This window comes from Marasmitruncus massiliensis (assembly GCF_900186535.1).
Lineage (GTDB): Bacteria > Bacillota > Clostridia > Oscillospirales > Ruminococcaceae > Anaerotruncus > Anaerotruncus massiliensis_A.
On the sequence record NZ_FYDE01000004.1, the window covers coordinates 73,288 to 92,827 of the forward strand.

A 19,540-nucleotide genomic window follows, 5' to 3' on the forward strand; every position below is an offset into this window, starting at 1 on the left:
AAAACAAAAAGAACTTGTATTGGCTTGAACAGAACAATAAAAGTGTAGGTATAGTTTCTTGCCCCAAAAATACTGCGGCGCTGGTGAGCCGGTTATATTTTGAAAATGAAAAATTTAGAACTATCATGACTTCGGCAACTCTTACTAACACTGTTTATGGAAGTGAAGAAGAAAAATATGCCTACTTCATGTCTAATACTGGTTTTCCAATCAAAAACGGTAAAGGTTTTCTATCTGAACCAAAGCCATCTCCATTTCCTTACGACGAACATGCGATGATTTATTACTGTGCTGATCTTCCACACCCAACAAAACAGCACAAAGAGTTCATGGATAAAGCGGTTAATAGGCTTGTTGAACTTTTCGAAATTTCCCATGGGAAAGCCCTTGTATTGTTTACAGCGAAATCCGATCTGGAACAAGTCTATAAGTTGTTGTCGGGAATGAACTTGCCTTATAAAATACTTAGGCAACAAGGTAATTCATCTCAGGAGAAAATTACAGGGGAGTTCCGTGAGAACACAGATTCAGTATTGCTTGGCACAGGAGCCTATTGGGAAGGGATTAATATTAAAGGAGAGAGTCTCTCTAATCTAATAATCTTTCGATTGCCGTTTCCTATACCGGATCCGATTATCCAATATAAAGGTTCTATGGCAAAAGACGCTCTTATGGATGTTAATGTTCCTGAGATGATTTTGAAATTAAAGCAAGGAATAGGCAGGCTGATTAGAAATTTTGATGATAAGGGCATTGTTTCTATTGTAGATTCCCGCCTTAATGACAATTCTACAGCCCCATATAAAGATATGGTATGGGCCGCGCTTCCGATCCATAATCGCACAAGCAGTTTAGAAGAAATCAGGACTTTTTATAGAAAACTTTTTTAAATATATCAGTAAAAGACCTGATAATGAAATCAGGTCTTTTGTGTATATCTATATTGCAATTTTTGGAATAGCATGGTATAATATTCCTATGGAGTTATATTATGACAGCAAAAAAACTCCCACAGCATACCGATTGCTTCCAACAACCGGTATGCATGCGCCTTAAAAGATGTTAAAGCACAACATCCATAAGACTTATGAGAGGTTCTTTCCATGATATTTTATCATGGTTAAGATACATTTTTCAAGGGCTTTTAGATGTTTCAGTGAAAGGTAACATCTGGAAGCTCTTATTTTTTGGTGTTAACGTCTACCCGGCGTTTTCACATACAAGCAAGTACCCGCCCTGAGCGGCGCTCCTTGACAACTTATGTCACACACGAGGTTAGATACATGAATCCAGAGCAATTCATCTAGTTGGTGAATCTGCCATGACGCTTTCATGAAATACGCCGCTGAGATGGGGCAGGAACGCGCCTTATATGTGATGACACATGGTGAGCATTGTCTACACAGCAATGCTCTGTATCACGCGCACGATGCGATTGGGGACGGCTTTGGCCATCCGTAGCAGGCAGTTAGCGAAAATCAAAAGTGTGGTGCCTTTGAACTGCGATGACAACCAATTCGCTGGTTACGCTTCAGGCGGTCTGTCCGATACCAACGGACAAGCTCGTGGTATTCCATTATTTTGGAGCGTGCAAGTATGTGTAAGTTTATATAAAACGGTGGGGCGTTGTTTACCCAATGCCCTGCCGTTTATATACTAATCTTAACAGAAAATGAGCCTGAACGCTCAGACTCGTTTTCTGTTAACAATTGGTGGAGACGAAGAGGATCGAACTCTCGACCTTACGGATGCGAACCGTACGCTCTCCCAGCTGAGCTACGCCCCCAAATGGTACCGGACAAGCAGAACCTGTCCGGATTTTGCTGGTGGGAATAGAGGGACTCGAACCCGCGACTTCCTGCGTGTGATGCAGGCACTCTAACCAGCTGAGCTATACTCCCGACGCAAGAAATAGTATAGCATTTTTAAGGGGGCTTGTAAAGACCAAATTTGCAAAAATTGAAATAAATTAAGAAGGCAAATTTGCAAAAGTAACTATTTTTTGTGGAACCCATACATATCTTCCATCCAGTTCTGGAACTGATTCTTTGGGGTCTGAACCTGTTGCAAGCGCATAGGCAATATTGAAAATCGCTTCGGCCTGCCCTTTGGAATCATTTAAGACGCTGCCGGTGAGCGTCCTGTCCCTAATTGCTTCAAGCGCGGGAGGAGTTGCGTCAATTCCGACGATTACCGGCAATTGGTCCAATTCGGCGGCGGAGTAAGCGTCAATCGCGCCAAGAGCCATGTCGTCATTATTGCAGAAAATCACTTCGATCCGGTCCCCTAAATCCTCTATCCAGCGGGACATGATAGCCGATGCCTGTGACCGCTGCCAGTTCGCGGTCTCATTTGCCAGTTTTTCAACTTCAACTCCGGCATTGGTTACTTCCTTTACAGAATACTCTGTCCGGATCAGTGCGTCCTGGTGCCCCTGTTCGCCTTCCAGCATGACATACTGGAGCCTCCCGTCGCCATTCCGGTCAACGGCTTGAGGGGAGGACTGATAAGCCCTGACAACAACCTGCCCCTGCATTTGGCCGGCTTCCCGGGCGTCGGAGCCGACATAATAAACTTTTTCCCAGCGCTGCAAATCCTCTTCGACAGGTTCCCGGTTAAAAAACACAACCGGGATATCCGCGGACTTTGCTTTGTCGATAATGACAGACGCCGCGGTACGGTCGACTTCGTTCACACAGATCACATCATAGCCCTGAGATAAAAATTTGTCTACCTGGTCGTTTTGGACGCCCTGGTTCCCCTTGCCGTCCAGAATATTGACTATGATTTTGACATTTTCCGATGCCTCGCGGTTTTTTACAATTGCCTCAAAATTTTTTTGAATGGTAGAGATAAATGTGTCATCCTGTCTGTAAAGGGTCATGCCGATCTTGATTTGCCGCATATGGCTTTCCGATTCCGAACTGGTCTGGAGGGCACACCCATTTGTCAGGGCGCACAAGCAGACTGCTGCCGCAAGCGGCAGAACAAAAGCCATCAGGGGGTGCTTTTTCATGTGACGCGCCTCCAATTGATAAATTTGTGTTAACGGATGAATGGAAAGAGCAAACGCTGGTTTTCTGTGTCGTACATATTTTCAATGTTGATTAAACGGTGCTCAACCTCAAAGGTCGAAGCAACCGGCCGTGCCTCAATCGCGTCTACTGCGTATTTTACGCCAAGATATCCGATACCGAAATCATTCTGGACGATCGTTGCCGAGATCGTGCCCTGTTCAATGAAGGACGCCACCCGCCCGGTGGAACCGATGCCGAACAGTTTCACGGACTCGGTATAAGAGCCGGAAATCGCCTGCGCGGCGAGCTCCAGCGCGGTGACATCCAGGGCGATCACCACATCGGCTTCCCCTTTTTCCAGCTGTTCGGCAATCTTCTGCGACGCCTGCATGGAATTGTCCGGAAGCGGCCAGTGAATCATTTTACCGCCCAGAGAGCCAAGCGCGCTGGCCAGTCCCTCCATGCGCTGCCGGACGTTATCGCACTGCCAGCTGCTTTCAATAACGGCGATCCTTTTGCGGGCGTTGCCGGAATCCATGATTTCCTGCCCGAGCTGTACGCCCATTTGATAATTGTCCGCGGAAATAAAAGAAGAAACCCGGCTGCTGTTTACCGGAGACTCAATGCAGATCACGGGAATTTTAACGGCGGCCTGTTCAACCGCCGGCACAAGCCTTTCACTGTCCGCGGCAGCGAGTATGGCGGCATCCGCGCCGCCCTCCAGTTCACGGTTCAGCAGGGCGGCCTGTTCTGCGGCGTCATTTTCTTCCGACAGGGTAATAAAACTGAGTTCCACATTCATTTCACTTGCGGCCTGATCACAGCCCTGTTTAACGGAATCCCAGCTTTCGCTGTTTTTTCCCCGGACGATTACGGAAATATTGTAGACGCGCGGCGGGTTATCTTCCACCAGGATTCCAAAAGCATAAACAGAAAAACAGATGCAGAAAGCTGCCAAAAGCAAAAGAAAAACAAGAATCCGCTTTTTGTTCATAAAACAGCCCCCCTTTCGGGCGCGCCGTCGTATTCGACTTGCGGAAGCCGGATTCTGACGGTGGTTCCTTCGTCCGGCTCACTGAAAATTGTGAGCCCGTATGGGCGGCCGTAACAGAGCTGGATACGTTCATGGACGTTGCGCAGCCCAATGCCGGAACCTTTGGAGCGGATGCGGCTTTGGTCGGTCAGCAGGGTTTTACAAAGCTCTGCCGGGATCCCCATGCCGTTATCGGAAACGTCAATATAAAGGTCGCCGTCTTTGCGGTAAGCATGAACGGAAATTTCGCCGTCGCCGTCCATACATTCCATGCCGTGGTGAATCGCGTTTTCCAGCAGCGGTTGAATAATCAATTTAATTGTGGAAAGCCGCAGCGTTTCCGGCTCGGCGTTGATATCCACCTGAAATTTGTTTTTGTAGCGCACCATCTGAATGGTCAGATAGTTGCGGGCATGTTCAAGTTCATCGCTGACAGGGATGATGTTGCGGCCTTTGCTCAGGCTGATGCGGAACAGACGTGCCAGCGCCGTAACCATGGAGATGGCTTCCGGATAGCGCTCGTTTTCAATCATCCAGACGATGGAGTCCAGCGTGTTATACAGGAAGTGGGGATTAATCTGGCTTTGCAGTGCGTCCAGCTCGCTTTTGCGTTTGGACTCCTGCTCCGCGACAATATCGTCCATCAGTTTGCGCATCTGCGCAACCATGGACCGGATTGTTTTTCCCAGATGCTGAATTTCGTAAGAACCGCCAATGGCAATCTCAACGTTCAGATCGCCATTTTCAAGTTCTTTCACCGAACGTTCCAAAGTCTTGATCGGGTCGGCGATGCGGGAGGAAAGATAGAGGTTGGCATAAACCATCAGGAACATCAGAAACGACAGGATAAACACCGCGAACATACGGATATGGTAATAATCCGATGTCATGTCCGACATGGGGGTTACGCCGATAATTTTCCATCCCGTGTAGCCCACGGTCTTGATTGTGACAACACGTTCTTCCCCCTGAAACTTTTCCACATGGCTTCCGTCCTCATAACGTGCGGCGTCAAGGTTATTTTCCTTAATCAGGTTGGAAAAGAGAAGCTGCTGGCGGGGATGATAGATAATTTCGCCTTCGCTGTCGGTCAGGTAGATATACCCTTTTCCGCCGGGGCTCACATCTTTAAACAACTGTTCAATCCCGGAAAAATTCATATCAACCAGCAGGACACCGTGCCGGACGCTGCCGTTGCTGGTCAGTTCCACCGCGCGGGACAGGGAGATCACCCAGCGGTAACGAAAATCGGGATCTTCAAACAGGTTCTGGACATGGGGGGAGGAAAAGTGCAGGTTTTCGATCTTGTTCATGGCGCGCATATACCATTCCTGCTCCTCAGGCCGGGCCGTTTTTTTCAGCTTTGAAACGGGGGAAACTCCCACCAGTTCTCCGTTTTCATCCAATACCACAATGCTGATCAGCAAGTCCCGGTTCGTTTCGTAAAGCAGGTTCATCGACTTGTCAATCGGTTCCACGGCAAGATCGGAGTTCTTAATCACACGGTAATACATGGAATCCGATACACGCATCATATTGCGCAGATAAACATCCAGGTTTATGTTCACCTGGTCGATCACGCGGCGGTTTTCTTCCTTCAGCATAGTTTCCGTGGCGGAGGTGAACCGCAGGTACAGGGCCATCCCCAGAAAAACCATCCCCGCCATTGCGACAACCGTAAACGACAGAGAGATCATAAACTGAATGCTGCGCTTTTGATAGGATTTTACAAGCCGCCGGAACCTGTCTTTCAGCGTATCGGACATCTCACTCACCCTTGCTGCCGCGATACCGGGTGGGCGACATACCGAATTGCTTTTTAAAGACATAACTGAAATAATTCGGTTCCGTATAGCCGATTTTGAGCGATATCTCGTATGTTTTGTCTTCGGTAGTCGAGAGCAGCTTGATGGCCTCCTCCATGCGTACATTGGTCAGGTAGGCGACAAAGCTCATGCCGGTTTCCTTTTTAAACAGGGTGGAAAAATAAGCGGGGGAGACATGCAGATGATCGCACAGCATTTCCACGGAGATGTCCGGGTTCTGAAAATTCTGGGCAATGAATTGCCGTGCCCTGTCCGCCATTGCACGGGTTGAATTTGTGCGTTCCCGGCGTATCAGGGAACTGATTTTCAGGCAGGTCTCCGAAAACCAGCCCCACAGCTCATCAGGAGATTTAAACTGGGTAAGGTGAAAATTGCCGTCAAAATCTTTCCCGAAAACTTCGGACGGGTCGATCTGGTAAGCGCGAATAACGCGCAGCAGCTCTGCCATCATTTCCATCAGGTAAAGCTGGTACTGGCCCAACGAAAGGCGCACAGCTTTAAACTGCCCGATAAACTGCTCCGCGGCGCGGATGATTTCATCCGGCGTGCCAAGCTTGATTGTGGAAATCAGGCTGCGTTCGCTTTGTTCGTCAAACTGCAGGAGTCCGGTAGGGTCCGGCTCCACGTCATCAATATAAATCGTCTTGCCGCGGCCCATCAGTACCCTGTAATCCAGCGCCGTGCGGGCTCCGGATGTGGAAAAATGAAGGTCGGTAAGCGCGGAACAGGGAGAACCGACCCCGATAGTGAGGGTCAGCTCCAAAAACCGCCTTGCCAGCTTACAGACCTGATTCATGTCGTTAATAAGAGCAAGAATCTGGCCGCGCGATTCAAAGCTGGCAATGACAGCCACGTTATCGTTAAAAATAAGGCTTTTAAAATTGTAACGGCGCAGGCTCTCGTCTATCAGCTGTTTGAGCGACAGCGGAATCAGTTCGCTGTCGCTGATTGGCGTGTTTTCGTCCTCATCGCTGTCATAATGGACAAGCGCAACCGTCCAAAAATTACCTGACAGATCGATGTCGTAAAGAGCGGACTGCTGCCGGATGCGCTCCTGCGAGATGCGGCCGTCCATGAGACGGGTGAAAAACTGCTCCCGCAAAACCGGAAGGCTGTTGAGGTAATGTTTGCGCAGCAGCTCGAGGTCACGTTTCTGCGCAAATTCCCCGTCGAGCTGTGATTTGAGCTTTTTCAGGACAGCGGTAAGCTCCGCTGCGTTGATGGGCTTGAGAATATATTCCGCGGCGTTAATCTGAATGGCCTTCTGTGCATACTCGAAGTCATCAAAACCTGAAAAAATCACGATTTTGACTCCCGGCATCAGTTCCGATAAGCGTTTGCCAAGCGTCAGGCCGTCCATAAACGGCATTTTGATATCGGTCATGACCACATCGGGATGCAGGCTCTCCGCCATTTCGAGCGCTTCCTGGCCGTTCTCAGCCGAACCTACCAGTTCAAACCCATTTCCTGCCCAATCGATTTTTCGTTTAATGCCGTCGCGGATTTCTTCTTCATCGTCCGCCAGAATAATGCGGTATAAAGACATAGACATAACCTCATTTTCAGAGTGACCGGATTTTCAATCGCTGTGAATCGCTATACTACTATACAAATCATTTAAAACAATGTACGACTTAATTATATCATTTTTACAAAAAAAAGAAAGAGCCAACTTAAAAAGTTGGCTCTTAAAATAAGGAATGCTTTATTTCTTGCGATATTTGGAAAGATCGATCGCGACAGCCACTGCAATAATAACGCCTTTGAAAACCTGTTGCCACATCGGCGATACATTGATGAACTGGAGACCGTATTGAATTACGGTAAAGATCAGGACACCCGATATGATTCCGCCTACTTTGCCGACACCGCCGTTGAGCGATACGCCGCCGACCACGCAGGCCGCGATGGCATCCAGCTCATAGCCCATTCCATACTGGTTGGTGGCGCCGGCGGTTCTTGCCGCCTCGAGCACGCCGCCGATGCCATAGAGCAGGGAAGCGAGAATAAAGATTCCCATGATCGTCTTAAAGACATTGACACCGGAAACGACCGCTGCCTCGCGGTTACCGCCGATTGCGTATACATTTTTCCCGAATACGGTCTTGTTGAGTACAAACCAGATAATTGCGGTAATGAACAGCGCAATCGGAATTAAAACAGAAAATCTGTCAAACAGCTTTGTCAGACCCAGTTTGGAAAAATCGGGGCGGATTCCGCCGATTGGCTGGGAGTTGTTGGGGGGCATATCAAAATACAGGGAAGTCACGCCGTAAATAATAACCTGCGTTGCCAGTGTCGCGATAAAAGGATGCATATCATATTTCGCCACCAAAAAGCCATTGAGAACACCGAAAACCATACAGGCGAGAATTGCCAGTATAATCGGGATCGGAACCGGAATCTGCGGCAGGTTGGGATAAAACCGGTTTCCGTAGTCAGGGGTTTGCAGCATTGAGCAGGAAATGACAGCTGCCAGCCCCACCATACGCCCGGCGGAGAGGTCGGTACCGGCGATCAGCAGGGTAAAGCAGATACCGAGCGCAATAATCAGCTTGGTGGATGACATGGTCAGAATGTCGAGCAAAACGCGGAATTGCATAAAACGCGGCTCGATAATGCAGATCACGACAACAAGCAATAGAAGTGCCAGAATGATTGCGTTGTTTGTTAAAAATGTTCTTGCGGTTTTTCTGGAGAATTCTACATTCCCAAGACTTTCAGAGCGAATGAGCTGCGCAATTCCATAGATAGCGACGATGGCGCCGATACCCGCGATGATCCACGGCATGTCAAAAATCACTTTTTCCAGTTTGAGTGCCGGCACGGCAAGGCCGAAGGCTATGCCAAACGCAAATAGAATTACGCCGATAATGATGAACGCGACGGAATACGTCCTGCGGTGAATATTATGTTCTTGCATTCCAGTTGCCTCACTTTCCTGTTTCACTTTATGAATTGGGTCGCCAGACGCATGACTTCGACCTGATCGAACTGGTCTTTTTCCAAAAATCCGGAAACCCTTCCTTCGCACATCACCATAACACGGTCGGCCATCCCAAGCAGTTCGGGCATTTCGGAGGAAATCATAATAATGGATTTTCCCTGCCGCACCAGGTCCAGCATGATCGTGTAAATTTCATATTTCGCACCGACATCGATTCCGCGGGTTGGCTCGTCTAGAATCAGAATGTCCGGATTGGTCAGCAGCCAGCGGGCAATCAGAACCTTTTGCTGATTGCCGCCGGAAAGGTTTTGCATCAGCGTTTCCATAGAAGGCGTTTTGACGTTGAGCTGACGGCAAGAGCTTTTCGCCGCGTCAACGCGTTTTTTCTGCTGGAGAATACCATTACGCGCGTAGTTTGTCTGGCTGGCGATGACCGTATTGTCCAGCACCGACAAAATCCCGAATACGCCGCTGGCGCGCCGTTCTTCTGTCAGCAGCGCAATTCCGCGCTCTTTGGAGTCGCGCACACTTTTTACTTTAAACGGCTGCCCGTCTTTTTCCACGGTACCCGAAGTAATTTCCCGCAGCCCGAAAATTGCTTCGACCAATTCCGTACGCTGCGCGCCTACCAGGCCGCCGATGCCGAGAATCTCGCCTTTGCGCAGTTCAAAACTGACGTTCTGGAAAGACTTCGGAAGTGGGGAGGACAACCCATTCACACGCAGGACCGGCTGTTCCGAATAAGTAATTCCGTCTTTGGGCGGAAAACGATTGGTCATATCGCGCCCGACCATTCTCTTAATGATCAAGTCGGTCGTCAGATCGGATGCCGGCCAGGTGCCCACATAGCGGCCATCACGCATAATGGTCACTTCATCCGAGATTTTTAGAATCTCTTCCATTTTATGAGAGATATAGATGATCGACCTGCCCTCACTTTTTAATTTCCGAATAATTCTAAACAGGTGTTCGGTTTCGTTATCCGTGAGAGAGGAAGTTGGCTCATCCATAATGATTATCTTTGAGTTATAGCTGACAGCCCGGGCAATTTCGACGAGCTGCAGTGTGGAGGCGGACAGGGTACCGGCAAGCGCCTGTGGGTTGACGTCCAGATCAACCTGTGCAAAAAGCTCTTTGGTTTTCCGGATCATCGCCTTTTTGTCCACAGCGATGCCCTGCATGGGGAACCTGCCAAGCCAGATGTTTTCCATTACCGGCCGGAAGCGGATTGGATGGAGTTCCTGATGGATCATGGAAATACCCATATCCAGGGCCTGTTTGGAAGTGCCGATCTCGACCTTTTGGCCGTCTAAGATGATTTCGCCGCCGTCTTCATGATAGATGCCGAAAAGACATTTCATCAGAGTGGATTTTCCGGCGCCGTTTTCGCCCATCAAAGCATGAACGCTGCCTGGGCGGACTTTCAGGCTGACATCGTCCAGTGCGGTGACACCGGGGAAAATCTTGGTAATATGATTCATTTCCAGCACATATTCGCCCATATAATCGCCCTCCTTCTAATCAAAATAAATACCCCCAAAAATGCGTAGGACGGGGAACGCGGAAAGCGTGGCTTTCGCGTTCCCCGTGAATGTTATCCCAACTCAGCTGGCAAACTCTTCATAGTTTTCAGCAGTTACTTTTACATATGGGATCCAGACATATTTCCCATCGGTTACCTCAAAACCAACGTTGTCTTTATTGATTTCTTTACCCTGTGCGGCCGCAACAGCGATGTTGATGGTTGCGATACCCTGGTTTTTGCCGTCATTCAGAACGGTGCCAAGCAGAGAGCCGTCTTTCATAGCGGCCAGAGCAGGAGCGGTCGCGTCAACGCCGACAACCGGGATATATTTCGTGGCGTCGCCGGTGTTGTAGCCTTCCGCTTTCAGAGCTTCGATGGCGCCCAAAGCCATATCGTCATTATTTGCGAGGACAGCTTCAATTTTGTCAAGGCCGTTCGCGGCGATGAAGGTCTTCATCAGGTCGGTCGCTTTTACCTTATCCCACATAGCGGTGTCTGCCGCAAGCTTGTCAGCTCCGAATCCGGCAGATTCGATTGCTTTTATGGAATATTCGGTACGCAGAGTAGCATCCTGATGTCCGGGCTCACCCTGCAGCATCACATACTGGATTTTGCCGTCGCCATTTTTGTCGGCATCTGTATGCTCTTTGAAATAGTCGGCGATGATTTCACCGGACATTGTGCCGGATTCCTCCGCTCTTGCACCGACATACCAGGTCTTGTCATATTTCGCCATATCCGCGTCGGAAGGCTGGCGGTTCAGGAATACGATCGGAAGATCTTCCGCCATGGCTTTGTCGATGATCGGGCCGGCAGCGGTCAGGTCAACAGGGTTTACTGCCAGAGCGTTAACCCCTTTGGTAATATAGGTGTCAACCTGCTCATTCTGAGTCGGCTGTTTGTTCTGGGAGTCAACGATCTCCAGTGTGGCGCCGAGTGTTTTCGCGGCTTCGGTCATATTGTTGCGAACGCCGGTCATGAAGGTATCATCAAACTTATAAATGCAGGCACCAACTGTGATATCGGAAGCATCGGCGGCGGGGGCTGCTTCGGAAGACGCGGAAGCCGCTTCGGAAGCTGTTTCAGAAGCAGCGGCAGACGATGATTCGGCCTTGGAACCGCCGCAGGCAGCCAGGGATGAAACCATCATGGCGGCAAGCACAAGCGCAAGTGTCTTTTTCATGTGAATTTTCCTCCTAAATTCTTTTCATTTTGTGGTTGGCATGTTCTCCCAACATGCCCGAATCCACTGACCATATTATAGCGGCGCATCAAACAGAATACTATTCGATATTCTTTTGTCTTCTATAAAATATCTTTACAATTGCTCTACAATACACCATATAACAGGTCGAGATTTGTGCATGTTAACAAAAATGATTCGCTGTGTTTCCCTTTCAGAGCTAGTTTGCCCATCATATGCATAGTTCAATCCGAATTGGCTTTTTAAAAATTTTTGACGAAACGTAAATTTTTAGATATAATCAGGTATAATTGTTTTTCCATTATTTAGCCATACTGACAGAAAAATCATGAATGGGCTGGTTGAGCGTATTGCAAAGATGAGAAGTTCTCTGTAATCAAAAGAATCATACTAATTTGGATGTGGAATAGAATGATCAGGCTCAATTTAAAACGCAGTTCGATCAGAAGAAAAATGCTGTTTCCGATACTGGTTGCCATGATTCTGCAAATGGGGCTGTTCTTTGCCATCATTATGTGGGGCGGAATGGCGGAACGCTTAAATCAAAATGCGTTTGATATGATGAGCGAACGGGTGGCCAGCCGCAGGGACTATCTCCAAAATGAAATGATTCATCGCTGGAGCGGCGTTTCAGACTCTGCCCAGATGATTCGCATGGCAATTGAACGGCAGCTGTTGATTACCGGATCGGCGTCTGGTGACATCCCTTTGAATGAAGAACTTTCTACCCAAATACTGAACGACAGTATGAAGGAATTAATTTATATATTGCGGCGCAATTCCGTGTCGGGTGTGTTTCTGGTTTTGAGCGGGGAGGATGTGGCGCAAGCCGATGAGCAGGGTCAAAAGGAGGAAAAACCGGGCATCTTAATTCGCAGAACGGGAGCTGACTTTGTTGCGGGCAGCAATTTGGACCTGACGGCGGCAATAGGCCCTCTTTTGACCTTGGAACACTGTGGTGTAAGCCGAACCCCCAACTGGCAGCCGGCGTTTCAGTTTCCTTCTGACGCTGTGGAAAACGGTCAGGCTGATTTTTATTACAAGCCGCTTTTTGCCGGAGAACAGTATCTTGGCAGATCCCCTTCCGATCTGGGATATTGGAGCCACATGGCTGGAACAGAGCATGCAATTACTTATTCCATTCCGGTGAGGAATCGCCAGGGCGAAGTGCTTGCAGTCCTGGGAGTTGAAGTTGCGCAGGACAGCATACGCCAGATGATGCCGTACAACGAGATAAACGCGGGGGGAAAAGGGGGTTATACCCTTGCGGTGGACGATTCGGACAGCCTGCGGTTCAGCCGGGTTGTATCGAGCGGCCCTGTGCTGGACAGCCTGTTCGGCTCGGATGCGGCGGTGGCCTGCCAGCCGGGGGAAGTGTATCAAGACAGCTATTTGATGGAACGCGGCGGCCACAATTACAAGGATGTTTATGCCAGTGTGCAGTACATGAACCTGTATAAGGACGATTCTCCATTTTCTCAGGAACGCTGGGCGCTGCTAGGTATTATGGAGGGGGGGACCCTCCTTGAGTTTTCTAACAGGATGCAGGACATCCTGTTATTGGGAGTGATCTCATCGTTAATTTTGGGGGCTGCGGGCGCATGGATCACAGGCACACTGCTCAGCCGCCCAATCGCTGCGCTTGTGCGGGACGTGCGGGAGATCGATACCGACCGCCCCCTGAAACTAAAAAGGGTGCAGGTAACGGAAATTGATGAACTTTCCGCCGCAATAGAAGGTTTAAGCCGCCGGGTCGCGGATTCGGCATCAAAACTGACTCAGATCATCCGCCTTGTGGATATCCCGGTCGCAGCATTTGAATATCTGGAAAAGGAAGGAAAAGTGTTCTGCACGGAAGGCTTTTTTCGGATGTTCGGAAGGGAAAACGCGGCGCTGGATGAGGAGCGATTGCCTGCTGAACAGTTTTTTCGGGAGATGCATGCTCTGAATGATTCCTTTGATAAGATCAAGGCTCCCAATATCACGGTTTTCCGCCTGAAACGAGAGACCGGCGAGCAGTTTTGGGTAAAACTCAAAGTGGTCAGGGAAGATGACCGCATGCTCGGGGTAGCGACAGATATCACGCAGGAAATCCTTGAACGGCGCAAAATTGAACGGGAGCGGGACTATGACCCTCTGACAAACCTGCTGAACAGGCGGACGTTTGATGAGCGGATTCGGCACAGGCTGCAAATTGACGGAAAAACCAAGACCGCAGCCTTGATGATGCTGGATCTGGACAATCTGAAGTACATCAATGATACCTATGGGCACGACGCCGGGGATGAGTATATCAAATGCTCCGCCGAGGCAATGAAGCGGTTCGCGCCGCCAAACTGCCTTGTATCCCGGATGTCGGGAGATGAATTTTATGTCTTTTTCTTTGGCCCCGACAGCAGGAAAGAGATCTATGAACAAATCGTTGCATTTTGGAAAGGCGTCTGTTCAACCATTTTTGCCCTGCCGGACCAGAAGCATCTTCGTGTACGGGCATCGGCCGGTGTCGCGTGGTATCCGTTTGATGCCAACTCGGTGGAATTGCTGATGAAGTATGCCGACTTTACAATGTATATGGTAAAAAACTCTCAAAAAGGTGAATTTGCGGAATTCGACAAAGAAAACTATATGCACAATTCCTATCTTCTCCGTTACAAAGAGGAGTTGAACCGCCTGATTGATGACGAGCTGATTGAATATTATTTTCAGCCGATTGTCGACGCAAAGACCGCGGAGGTCTTCGCTTATGAAGCTTTAATGCGCCCGACGCTTGAAACGATTAAGACGCCGCTGGAAATCCTGATGCTTGCGCGCTCCCAGTTTAAGCTTTATCAGATTGAGCGTCTGACCTGGAAAAATGCGCTTTCCGCATTCTGCAAACTGGAGGGGATTTCGAAAGACAGCCACCTTTTCATCAATTCCATTGCAAATCAGGTATTGAATGAAATGGACTTTGCGGATATCGAGCACCGGTATGCCGGATTGCTTGACAGGGTCGTCATCGAACTGACAGAGGAGGAAAAGCAGGGCGAAAACTGTACCCGCATCAAGCAGAAGGTTGCCGCGCGGTGGGGGGCGCAGGTGGCGCTGGACGATTTCGGAACCGGATATAACAGCGATGTGGCGCTTCTGTCGGTCCGGCCGGATTTTGTGAAGATTGACATTTCCATTGTGCGTAATATCGATACTGACATAAATCGTCAGAAGATTTTGCAGAATCTGGTTTCGTATTCGCACAGCAGGGGCATCCGAGTCATTGCCGAGGGGGTTGAAACGATCAATGAACTCCGAACGGTCATCCAAAATAATGTCGACTATGTCCAGGGTTATTATACAGCCCGGCCGGCCCCAATCTGCCAGCAGATTCCTCCCGCGGTACAGGAGGAAATCCGTCAGATCGCTGCTCACCCGGAAACAGCAGACACAATCAGTTAAAGGCAGAAGCCCGCACCATGCGGGCTTCTGCCTTTTAGAAGAATACAAAGGGCGAAAAGATGACGACCAGTAAGAAGAAGATTCCCAACCCGATCAGAAACGGAGTGAGACATCCGGTACCGCAGCAGCCGGATGGACGTCTGGAACAGTTTTGCGGTCTGCAGTTGCAGGTGTTTTTATCGGGACAGCCGGGATTGTTCATTTTGCATCACCTCTCAATGCTTATGCGCAAAAGAAAGCCAATAGACTGACGGATCGTAAAACTCAAGTTTGATATGCATATCGCCGGGACCAGGCTGATGCACCGGCCCCGGCGGTTTCAGGCAAGGATCAGATGTTTTGCGCGGTGATCACAATGGAACTGTTGGTCAGGCTGAATAAGATCGTATTATTAGTATTCAGCAGGTTGTCTGCCGCACTTCCTCTTGCGGTTACACACATTTTTGTGCAGATATACTGTCCGTTGCTGTTCTGATAAGCCAAAATTCCATCGAGGAATGGGTCGGTATCACTGCCGTAGGCGATGGTTTTGCTTTCATTTGCAATCAGAGTGAACCCGATGCGTCTTCTGATGCATCCCGGATTACTTCCGGCTCTTACGAACAAATAGACCTGCAGGGCAGAGCCGGTGTTATTCGTAAATGTTTTAATTCCCATTATATCATCACATCCATATCAGTTAATCTATGGACATTATATCCATGCTTTATTATATGGCTGTGGCTGTGCTTCGGTGTATCAGAGCGGTTTTGCGGGGTTAAAACAATGAAGCACCTGCCATGGGAGATGATGGCAGGTGCTTCATAAGGAAGCGCTATTTGTATTTACAAGTATAGGAGAAAGAAATATCACAGTCAATACATTCCGGGAAGGTTTGTAAGATTGCATCAATTGCGTCGGATTGATTCGTTCTTCTTGCAATGTGATGTATCAATTCATCTAAAAATTCGTTTGATTTTAGATGAATATTGTCATAACAGATCAGGCTGACTGTTTGCAGAACGATGCGGCTTACAGATTCGTATTTTCTTCGGCAATTCGAAGCATTCTGTACCCGATACCGATATGCGTTTGTATATATTTGGGCTGAGAAGGAACCGATTCGATTTTTTTGCGCAGGGTCGCCATAAAAACGCGCAGGGACGGGGTATCGGCAGGCATTGGATTGCCCCAGACCTCTTTCAGGATGAAATTATGGGTGAGCACCTTACCGGCATTTTTTGCAAGTACACATAACAGCTTGTATTCCATGGGGGTCAGATGGATCTCCCGGTTTTCCACAAATACGCAGCCGGCGGCATAGTCAATTTTCAAGTCGCCGTTGATAAAAACGCTCGAGGACTTTCCCTGTTTTTCCCTGTCATAGCTGATGCGCCGCAAGGTTACGCGCAGCCTCGCCAGAAGCTCATTGACGCTGAACGGCTTCGTCAGATAATCATCCGCACCCGCGTCCAGTGCCTCGATTTTATCCTGATCATCGCTGCGCGCACTCACTACAATAATCGGGACATTGGACCATGTACGTACCTTTCGGATGATGTCCATGCCGTCCATATCAGGCAGGCCCAAGTCCAAAATGATAATGTCCGGCTGCTGAGACGCAGCCTCCAGAATGGAAATCGCACCCGTTTCAGCTGTAAAATACTGATAGCCCTGCGTCTCGAGGGTGGTCGCGATCAGGTTCCGGACAGCCTTGTCATCCTCGACGATTAATATTCTTGGTTTATTCATGATAAGGTACCTCCTCTGCCGGCAATGTAAAGCAAAAAATGGTTCCATGCGGTTGGTTGTCCTGTACGGAAATTGTTCCGCCATGCGCGTTGATGATCGATTTGCACAGGAACAGCCCCAGGCCAAGCCCCCGCCGACGGTCGCTGCGCTGGTTGTCGGCGGTGAAAAACATCTCGAACAGGTGTTTTTTCTGGTCATCAGGAATCCCGTCCCCGTCGTCCGCAATTTCCACAACCACCATCTGGTGCTCTTTTTTTGCGCTGATGCGGATTGTGGAGCCTAATTTCGTATACTTGATGGCGTTATCAATGATGTTGATAACCACCTGTATAATCAGACGGGAATCCATTCTGGCCATCAGCAGGTCGTCCTCGAGCTGCACCTGAATCGGGTGCTCCGAACTTCTGCGGTTAATATGTGCCAGCGCCTCCTGAATCACCTCATCGAGCAGTTCCGGTTCCATGTGGAGATTCATCGTCCCGTTTTCAATGCGAGTTACCGACAGCAGGTTTTCCACAAGGTTGATCAGCCAGATGGAATCATCGTAGATATCGGTATAAAGCTGCTGCTTTTTGCTCTCGCTCAGGATGGCGTTGTTGCTCATCAGAATTCCGGCGCTGCCGGAAATACTGGTAAGCGGGGTGCGCAGGTCATGGGAAATGGCCCGCAGCAGATTTGCGCGCAGCTGCTCCCGCTGGGCTTGAATGGCGATCCGGTTTTTTGTGTCGCTCATCTGTTCTTTCTCCAGCGCAAGCGCGCATTCGCTCAGCATAGCAATCAGCAGGTTCTTTTCAAAGGCATCCAGAATGGGCACGCCCTCCATCACGATGCCTGTGACCGCGAAAACATTGTTTTGGCTCCTGACGGCAAGATACAGGCATTTCGCGTCGGAATGGGTATTTGTGGTGGCGCCTGCGTGCTTGCCGTTGCTCAAAACCCATTGTGCGACTTTCCGCTCGGATTCGCTGGTATAACGGCCCCAAACAATTGCTTCTCCGTCTTTCTCAAACAAAACAGGTACTTTCAGGCGGCCGTCGCCAACCGGATAAAAAAATACGCTCCGGCCCAGCAGCTTAATCATCTGGCGGGCTGTCTGCCCGATGATTTCCTCGCTGCTTTTCGTCCGTTGCAGCATCTGGCTGGTTTCAAGCAGCACCTCGGTACGGTAGGCTTTTCTGGCGGCCTGAACAGCCTGATCCTTGACCCGGATGGTCAGTGAACTGGCTACAAAAGAGGCGATCAGCATAACGGTGAAGGTGATCAAATGGCCTGTGTTATAGGCTACTAAGGAAAATCGCGGCTCTGTAAACAGATAATTAAACACCACAACGCTCAGCAGGGACGCGATACTGCCATAAACCTGTCCGTTTGTGGCGATCGAGATAAGAAGAACGCCCAGAATATAGACAGTGGTGATATTCGCCTCGCTGAATCCCAAGTGATAAAACCACAGGCCGACCAGCGAGGTCAGGCAGAGGATACCGGCGGTCTTGCATGCGTCCGCAAAAGACCAGCGGACTTTTTCAGAATGCCGTGTCTCAAATGGCGGCATGGACTCCGGAATAATATAGATATCCATATTCGGCATCATGCCGATCAGCCGTTCCACAAGCACCGGCTTATTGGCAAACCAACGCCTTTTCCCGTTGGAGCGTCCGATAACGATCTTCGTCACGCCGCTGATTTTCGCATATTCCGCAATCTGTGTGGCGATATCTCTGCCATACACAGTGGCAACCCGTGCGCCGAGCTGTTCCGCAAGTTTCAGGTTTTCCATCAGGCGGACGTCGCTGCCCTTTTCTCTGGTATCGTCCGCCTGCTGAACAAAAAGAGCCGTGAAAGAACCATGAAATGCATTGGCAATGCGCGCCGCCGCGCGGATGACTTTCGCGTTGGACGGAGAACCGGAAATGCAGGTCAGAATATGCTCTTCCAGATGGGTTTCCTCATGAAAGACCGACTGCTGCGATTTTTCAGCTTTCTTTCCCATCCGGTCGGCACAGCGGCGCAGTGCCAGCTCCCGCAGGGCGGACAGTTTTTCCAGTAACCGCTCGTCGGGTGACTTACGCATACGAACGATCAGCTCTTCCGGTTCGATGTCAATCAGATCGACCTGGTCGGCGCTGTCAAAAATGCTGTCGGGAATCCGATTGGTCTCCTCGTTTCCGGTAATAGATGTTACGGCATCGCTGAGGCTTTCGATATTCTGGACACCAAGAGTGGTATAAACGTCAATACCGGCCTTGAGCAGTTCTTCAATATCCTGATAACGCTTCCTGTTGCGGCATCCCTGGGCATTGGTATGCTCCATTTCATCCACCAAAATCAGCTGTGGATGCCGCCTGATTGCGCGGTCCAGATGAAATTCGCCTGATTTGTAAAGCGGCAGGGCTTCCAGCCCGTCTAAAAGAGAAACTGTCTGCGAAGCGGAAAGCGGGCTGAGATATCCGGCCACAACGTCGGTCCCACGCGATTTTTCCTCATGAGCCGCTTCCAGCATGGCAAAAGACTTTCCCGTTCCGGCCGCGTAGCTGAAATAGATCCTCAGTCTTCCAGGCTTTTTTTCGGGTTCCTCCGCCCGCATTCCCAAAGCTCTTTTGGACATGTCCGTTTTCTCCTCTCCGCAGTCATCCGGAACCTGGGGTTTCTCTGTCTGCAATGTGCTTATTATACCATAATTACAAACCGTTTTATGGTTTGTTTTGCCGCAAAGCGGCGGCAGCCGACTATGTCGGCTGGATTCTGGTTGTAACATCTGCAGCGCGGCGCGTCAGCGCCGCTGACCGCGCAAAGCGCGGCCACAAACAGATTTGCTGTTTGTTCTG

General features: G+C 49.5%; 12 protein-coding genes and 2 tRNA genes. 2 read left to right on the top strand and 12 right to left on the bottom strand.

All coding sequences use genetic code 11. The features are described 5' to 3' along the window. Positions 1-14: 14 nt before the first annotated feature. Complete coding sequence (locus C1A10_RS18720) at positions 15-890, top strand: ATP-dependent DNA helicase (protein WP_242968830.1); 876 nt, start codon at positions 15-17, stop codon at positions 888-890. 820 nt (positions 891-1,710) lie between these two features. Here the strand turns inward: C1A10_RS18720 and C1A10_RS04295 are convergent. The 9 genes from C1A10_RS04295 to C1A10_RS04335 form a co-directional block, all read right to left on the bottom strand. Continuing rightward, positions 1,711-1,786 (bottom strand) — tRNA-Ala (locus C1A10_RS04295). Between the two features lie 38 nt (positions 1,787-1,824). Beyond that, positions 1,825-1,901, bottom strand: a tRNA-Val gene (locus tag C1A10_RS04300). Positions 1,902-1,969: 68 nt separating this feature from the next. Then, complete coding sequence (locus tag C1A10_RS04305; RefSeq protein ID WP_101909083.1) at positions 1,970-3,016, bottom strand: galactose ABC transporter substrate-binding protein; 1,047 nt, start codon at positions 3,014-3,016, stop codon at positions 1,970-1,972. Positions 3,017-3,045: 29 nt separating this feature from the next. After that, a complete protein-coding gene (locus C1A10_RS04310; protein WP_101909084.1) occupies positions 3,046-4,011 on the bottom strand; it encodes a substrate-binding domain-containing protein in 966 nt (321 codons plus the stop codon). After that, positions 4,008-5,816 carry a sensor histidine kinase gene (locus C1A10_RS04315; protein WP_101909085.1) on the bottom strand — a complete coding sequence of 603 codons (1,809 nt, stop codon included), beginning with the start codon at positions 5,814-5,816 and terminating at the stop codon, positions 4,008-4,010. The genes C1A10_RS04310 and C1A10_RS04315 overlap by 4 nt, the downstream gene beginning before the upstream one ends. Position 5,817: 1 nt before the next feature. Continuing rightward, a complete protein-coding gene (locus C1A10_RS04320; RefSeq protein ID WP_101909086.1) occupies positions 5,818-7,422 on the bottom strand; it encodes a response regulator in 1,605 nt (534 codons plus the stop codon). Positions 7,423-7,581: 159 nt separating this feature from the next. Beyond that, complete coding sequence (mglC, locus tag C1A10_RS04325) at positions 7,582-8,799, bottom strand: galactose/methyl galactoside ABC transporter permease MglC (protein WP_101909087.1); 1,218 nt, start codon at positions 8,797-8,799, stop codon at positions 7,582-7,584. A gap of 23 nt (positions 8,800-8,822) precedes the next feature. Then, positions 8,823-10,325: a sugar ABC transporter ATP-binding protein gene (locus C1A10_RS04330; protein ID WP_101909088.1), complete on the bottom strand. Its 1,503-nt coding sequence runs from the start codon at positions 10,323-10,325 to the stop codon at positions 8,823-8,825. Positions 10,326-10,427: 102 nt separating this feature from the next. Then, a complete protein-coding gene (locus tag C1A10_RS04335) occupies positions 10,428-11,531 on the bottom strand; it encodes a galactose ABC transporter substrate-binding protein (RefSeq protein ID WP_101909089.1) in 1,104 nt (367 codons plus the stop codon). A 432-nt stretch (positions 11,532-11,963) separates the two neighbouring features. On the opposite strand from C1A10_RS04335, the gene C1A10_RS04340 reads away from it, so the two are divergent. After that, the gene (locus C1A10_RS04340) at positions 11,964-14,984 is read left to right on the top strand and encodes an EAL domain-containing protein (RefSeq protein WP_180950982.1); all 3,021 of its coding nucleotides are present in this window, start codon (positions 11,964-11,966) and stop codon (positions 14,982-14,984) included. Positions 14,985-15,314: 330 nt separating this feature from the next. On the opposite strand, the gene C1A10_RS04345 is transcribed toward C1A10_RS04340, so the two are convergent. The 3 genes from C1A10_RS04345 to C1A10_RS04355 form a co-directional block, all read right to left on the bottom strand. After that, a complete protein-coding gene (locus C1A10_RS04345; RefSeq protein WP_101909091.1) occupies positions 15,315-15,641 on the bottom strand; it encodes a hypothetical protein in 327 nt (108 codons plus the stop codon). A 354-nt stretch (positions 15,642-15,995) separates the two neighbouring features. Beyond that, positions 15,996-16,715 carry a response regulator gene (locus C1A10_RS04350; RefSeq protein WP_101909092.1) on the bottom strand — a complete coding sequence of 240 codons (720 nt, stop codon included), beginning with the start codon at positions 16,713-16,715 and terminating at the stop codon, positions 15,996-15,998. Next, on the bottom strand, positions 16,708-19,320 hold the full coding sequence (locus C1A10_RS04355; RefSeq protein ID WP_101909093.1) for a sensor histidine kinase: 2,613 nt from the start codon (positions 19,318-19,320) through the stop codon (positions 16,708-16,710). Before C1A10_RS04355 ends, C1A10_RS04350 begins: the two co-directional genes overlap by 8 nt. Positions 19,321-19,540: the final 220 nt, after the last annotated feature.

Excerpts from the sequence above, each read along its gene's own strand:
- mglC (WP_101909087.1), bottom strand. The coding sequence starts at position 8,799 with ATGCAAGAACATAATATTCACCGCAGGACGTATTCCGTCGCGTTCATC.
- C1A10_RS04315 (WP_101909085.1), bottom strand. The coding sequence starts at position 5,816 with ATGTCCGATACGCTGAAAGACAGGTTCCGGCGGCTTGTAAAATCCTAT.
- C1A10_RS04310 (WP_101909084.1), bottom strand. The coding sequence starts at position 4,011 with ATGAACAAAAAGCGGATTCTTGTTTTTCTTTTGCTTTTGGCAGCTTTC.
- C1A10_RS04305 (WP_101909083.1), bottom strand. The coding sequence starts at position 3,016 with ATGAAAAAGCACCCCCTGATGGCTTTTGTTCTGCCGCTTGCGGCAGCA.
- C1A10_RS04320 (WP_101909086.1), bottom strand. The coding sequence starts at position 7,422 with ATGTCTTTATACCGCATTATTCTGGCGGACGATGAAGAAGAAATCCGC.
- C1A10_RS04335 (WP_101909089.1), bottom strand. The coding sequence starts at position 11,531 with ATGAAAAAGACACTTGCGCTTGTGCTTGCCGCCATGATGGTTTCATCC.
- C1A10_RS04350 (WP_101909092.1), bottom strand. The coding sequence starts at position 16,715 with ATGAATAAACCAAGAATATTAATCGTCGAGGATGACAAGGCTGTCCGG.
- C1A10_RS04345 (WP_101909091.1), bottom strand. The coding sequence starts at position 15,641 with ATGGGAATTAAAACATTTACGAATAACACCGGCTCTGCCCTGCAGGTC.
- C1A10_RS04340 (WP_180950982.1), top strand. The coding sequence starts at position 11,964 with ATGATCAGGCTCAATTTAAAACGCAGTTCGATCAGAAGAAAAATGCTG.
- C1A10_RS04330 (WP_101909088.1), bottom strand. The coding sequence starts at position 10,325 with ATGGGCGAATATGTGCTGGAAATGAATCATATTACCAAGATTTTCCCC.
- C1A10_RS04355 (WP_101909093.1), bottom strand. The coding sequence starts at position 19,320 with ATGTCCAAAAGAGCTTTGGGAATGCGGGCGGAGGAACCCGAAAAAAAG.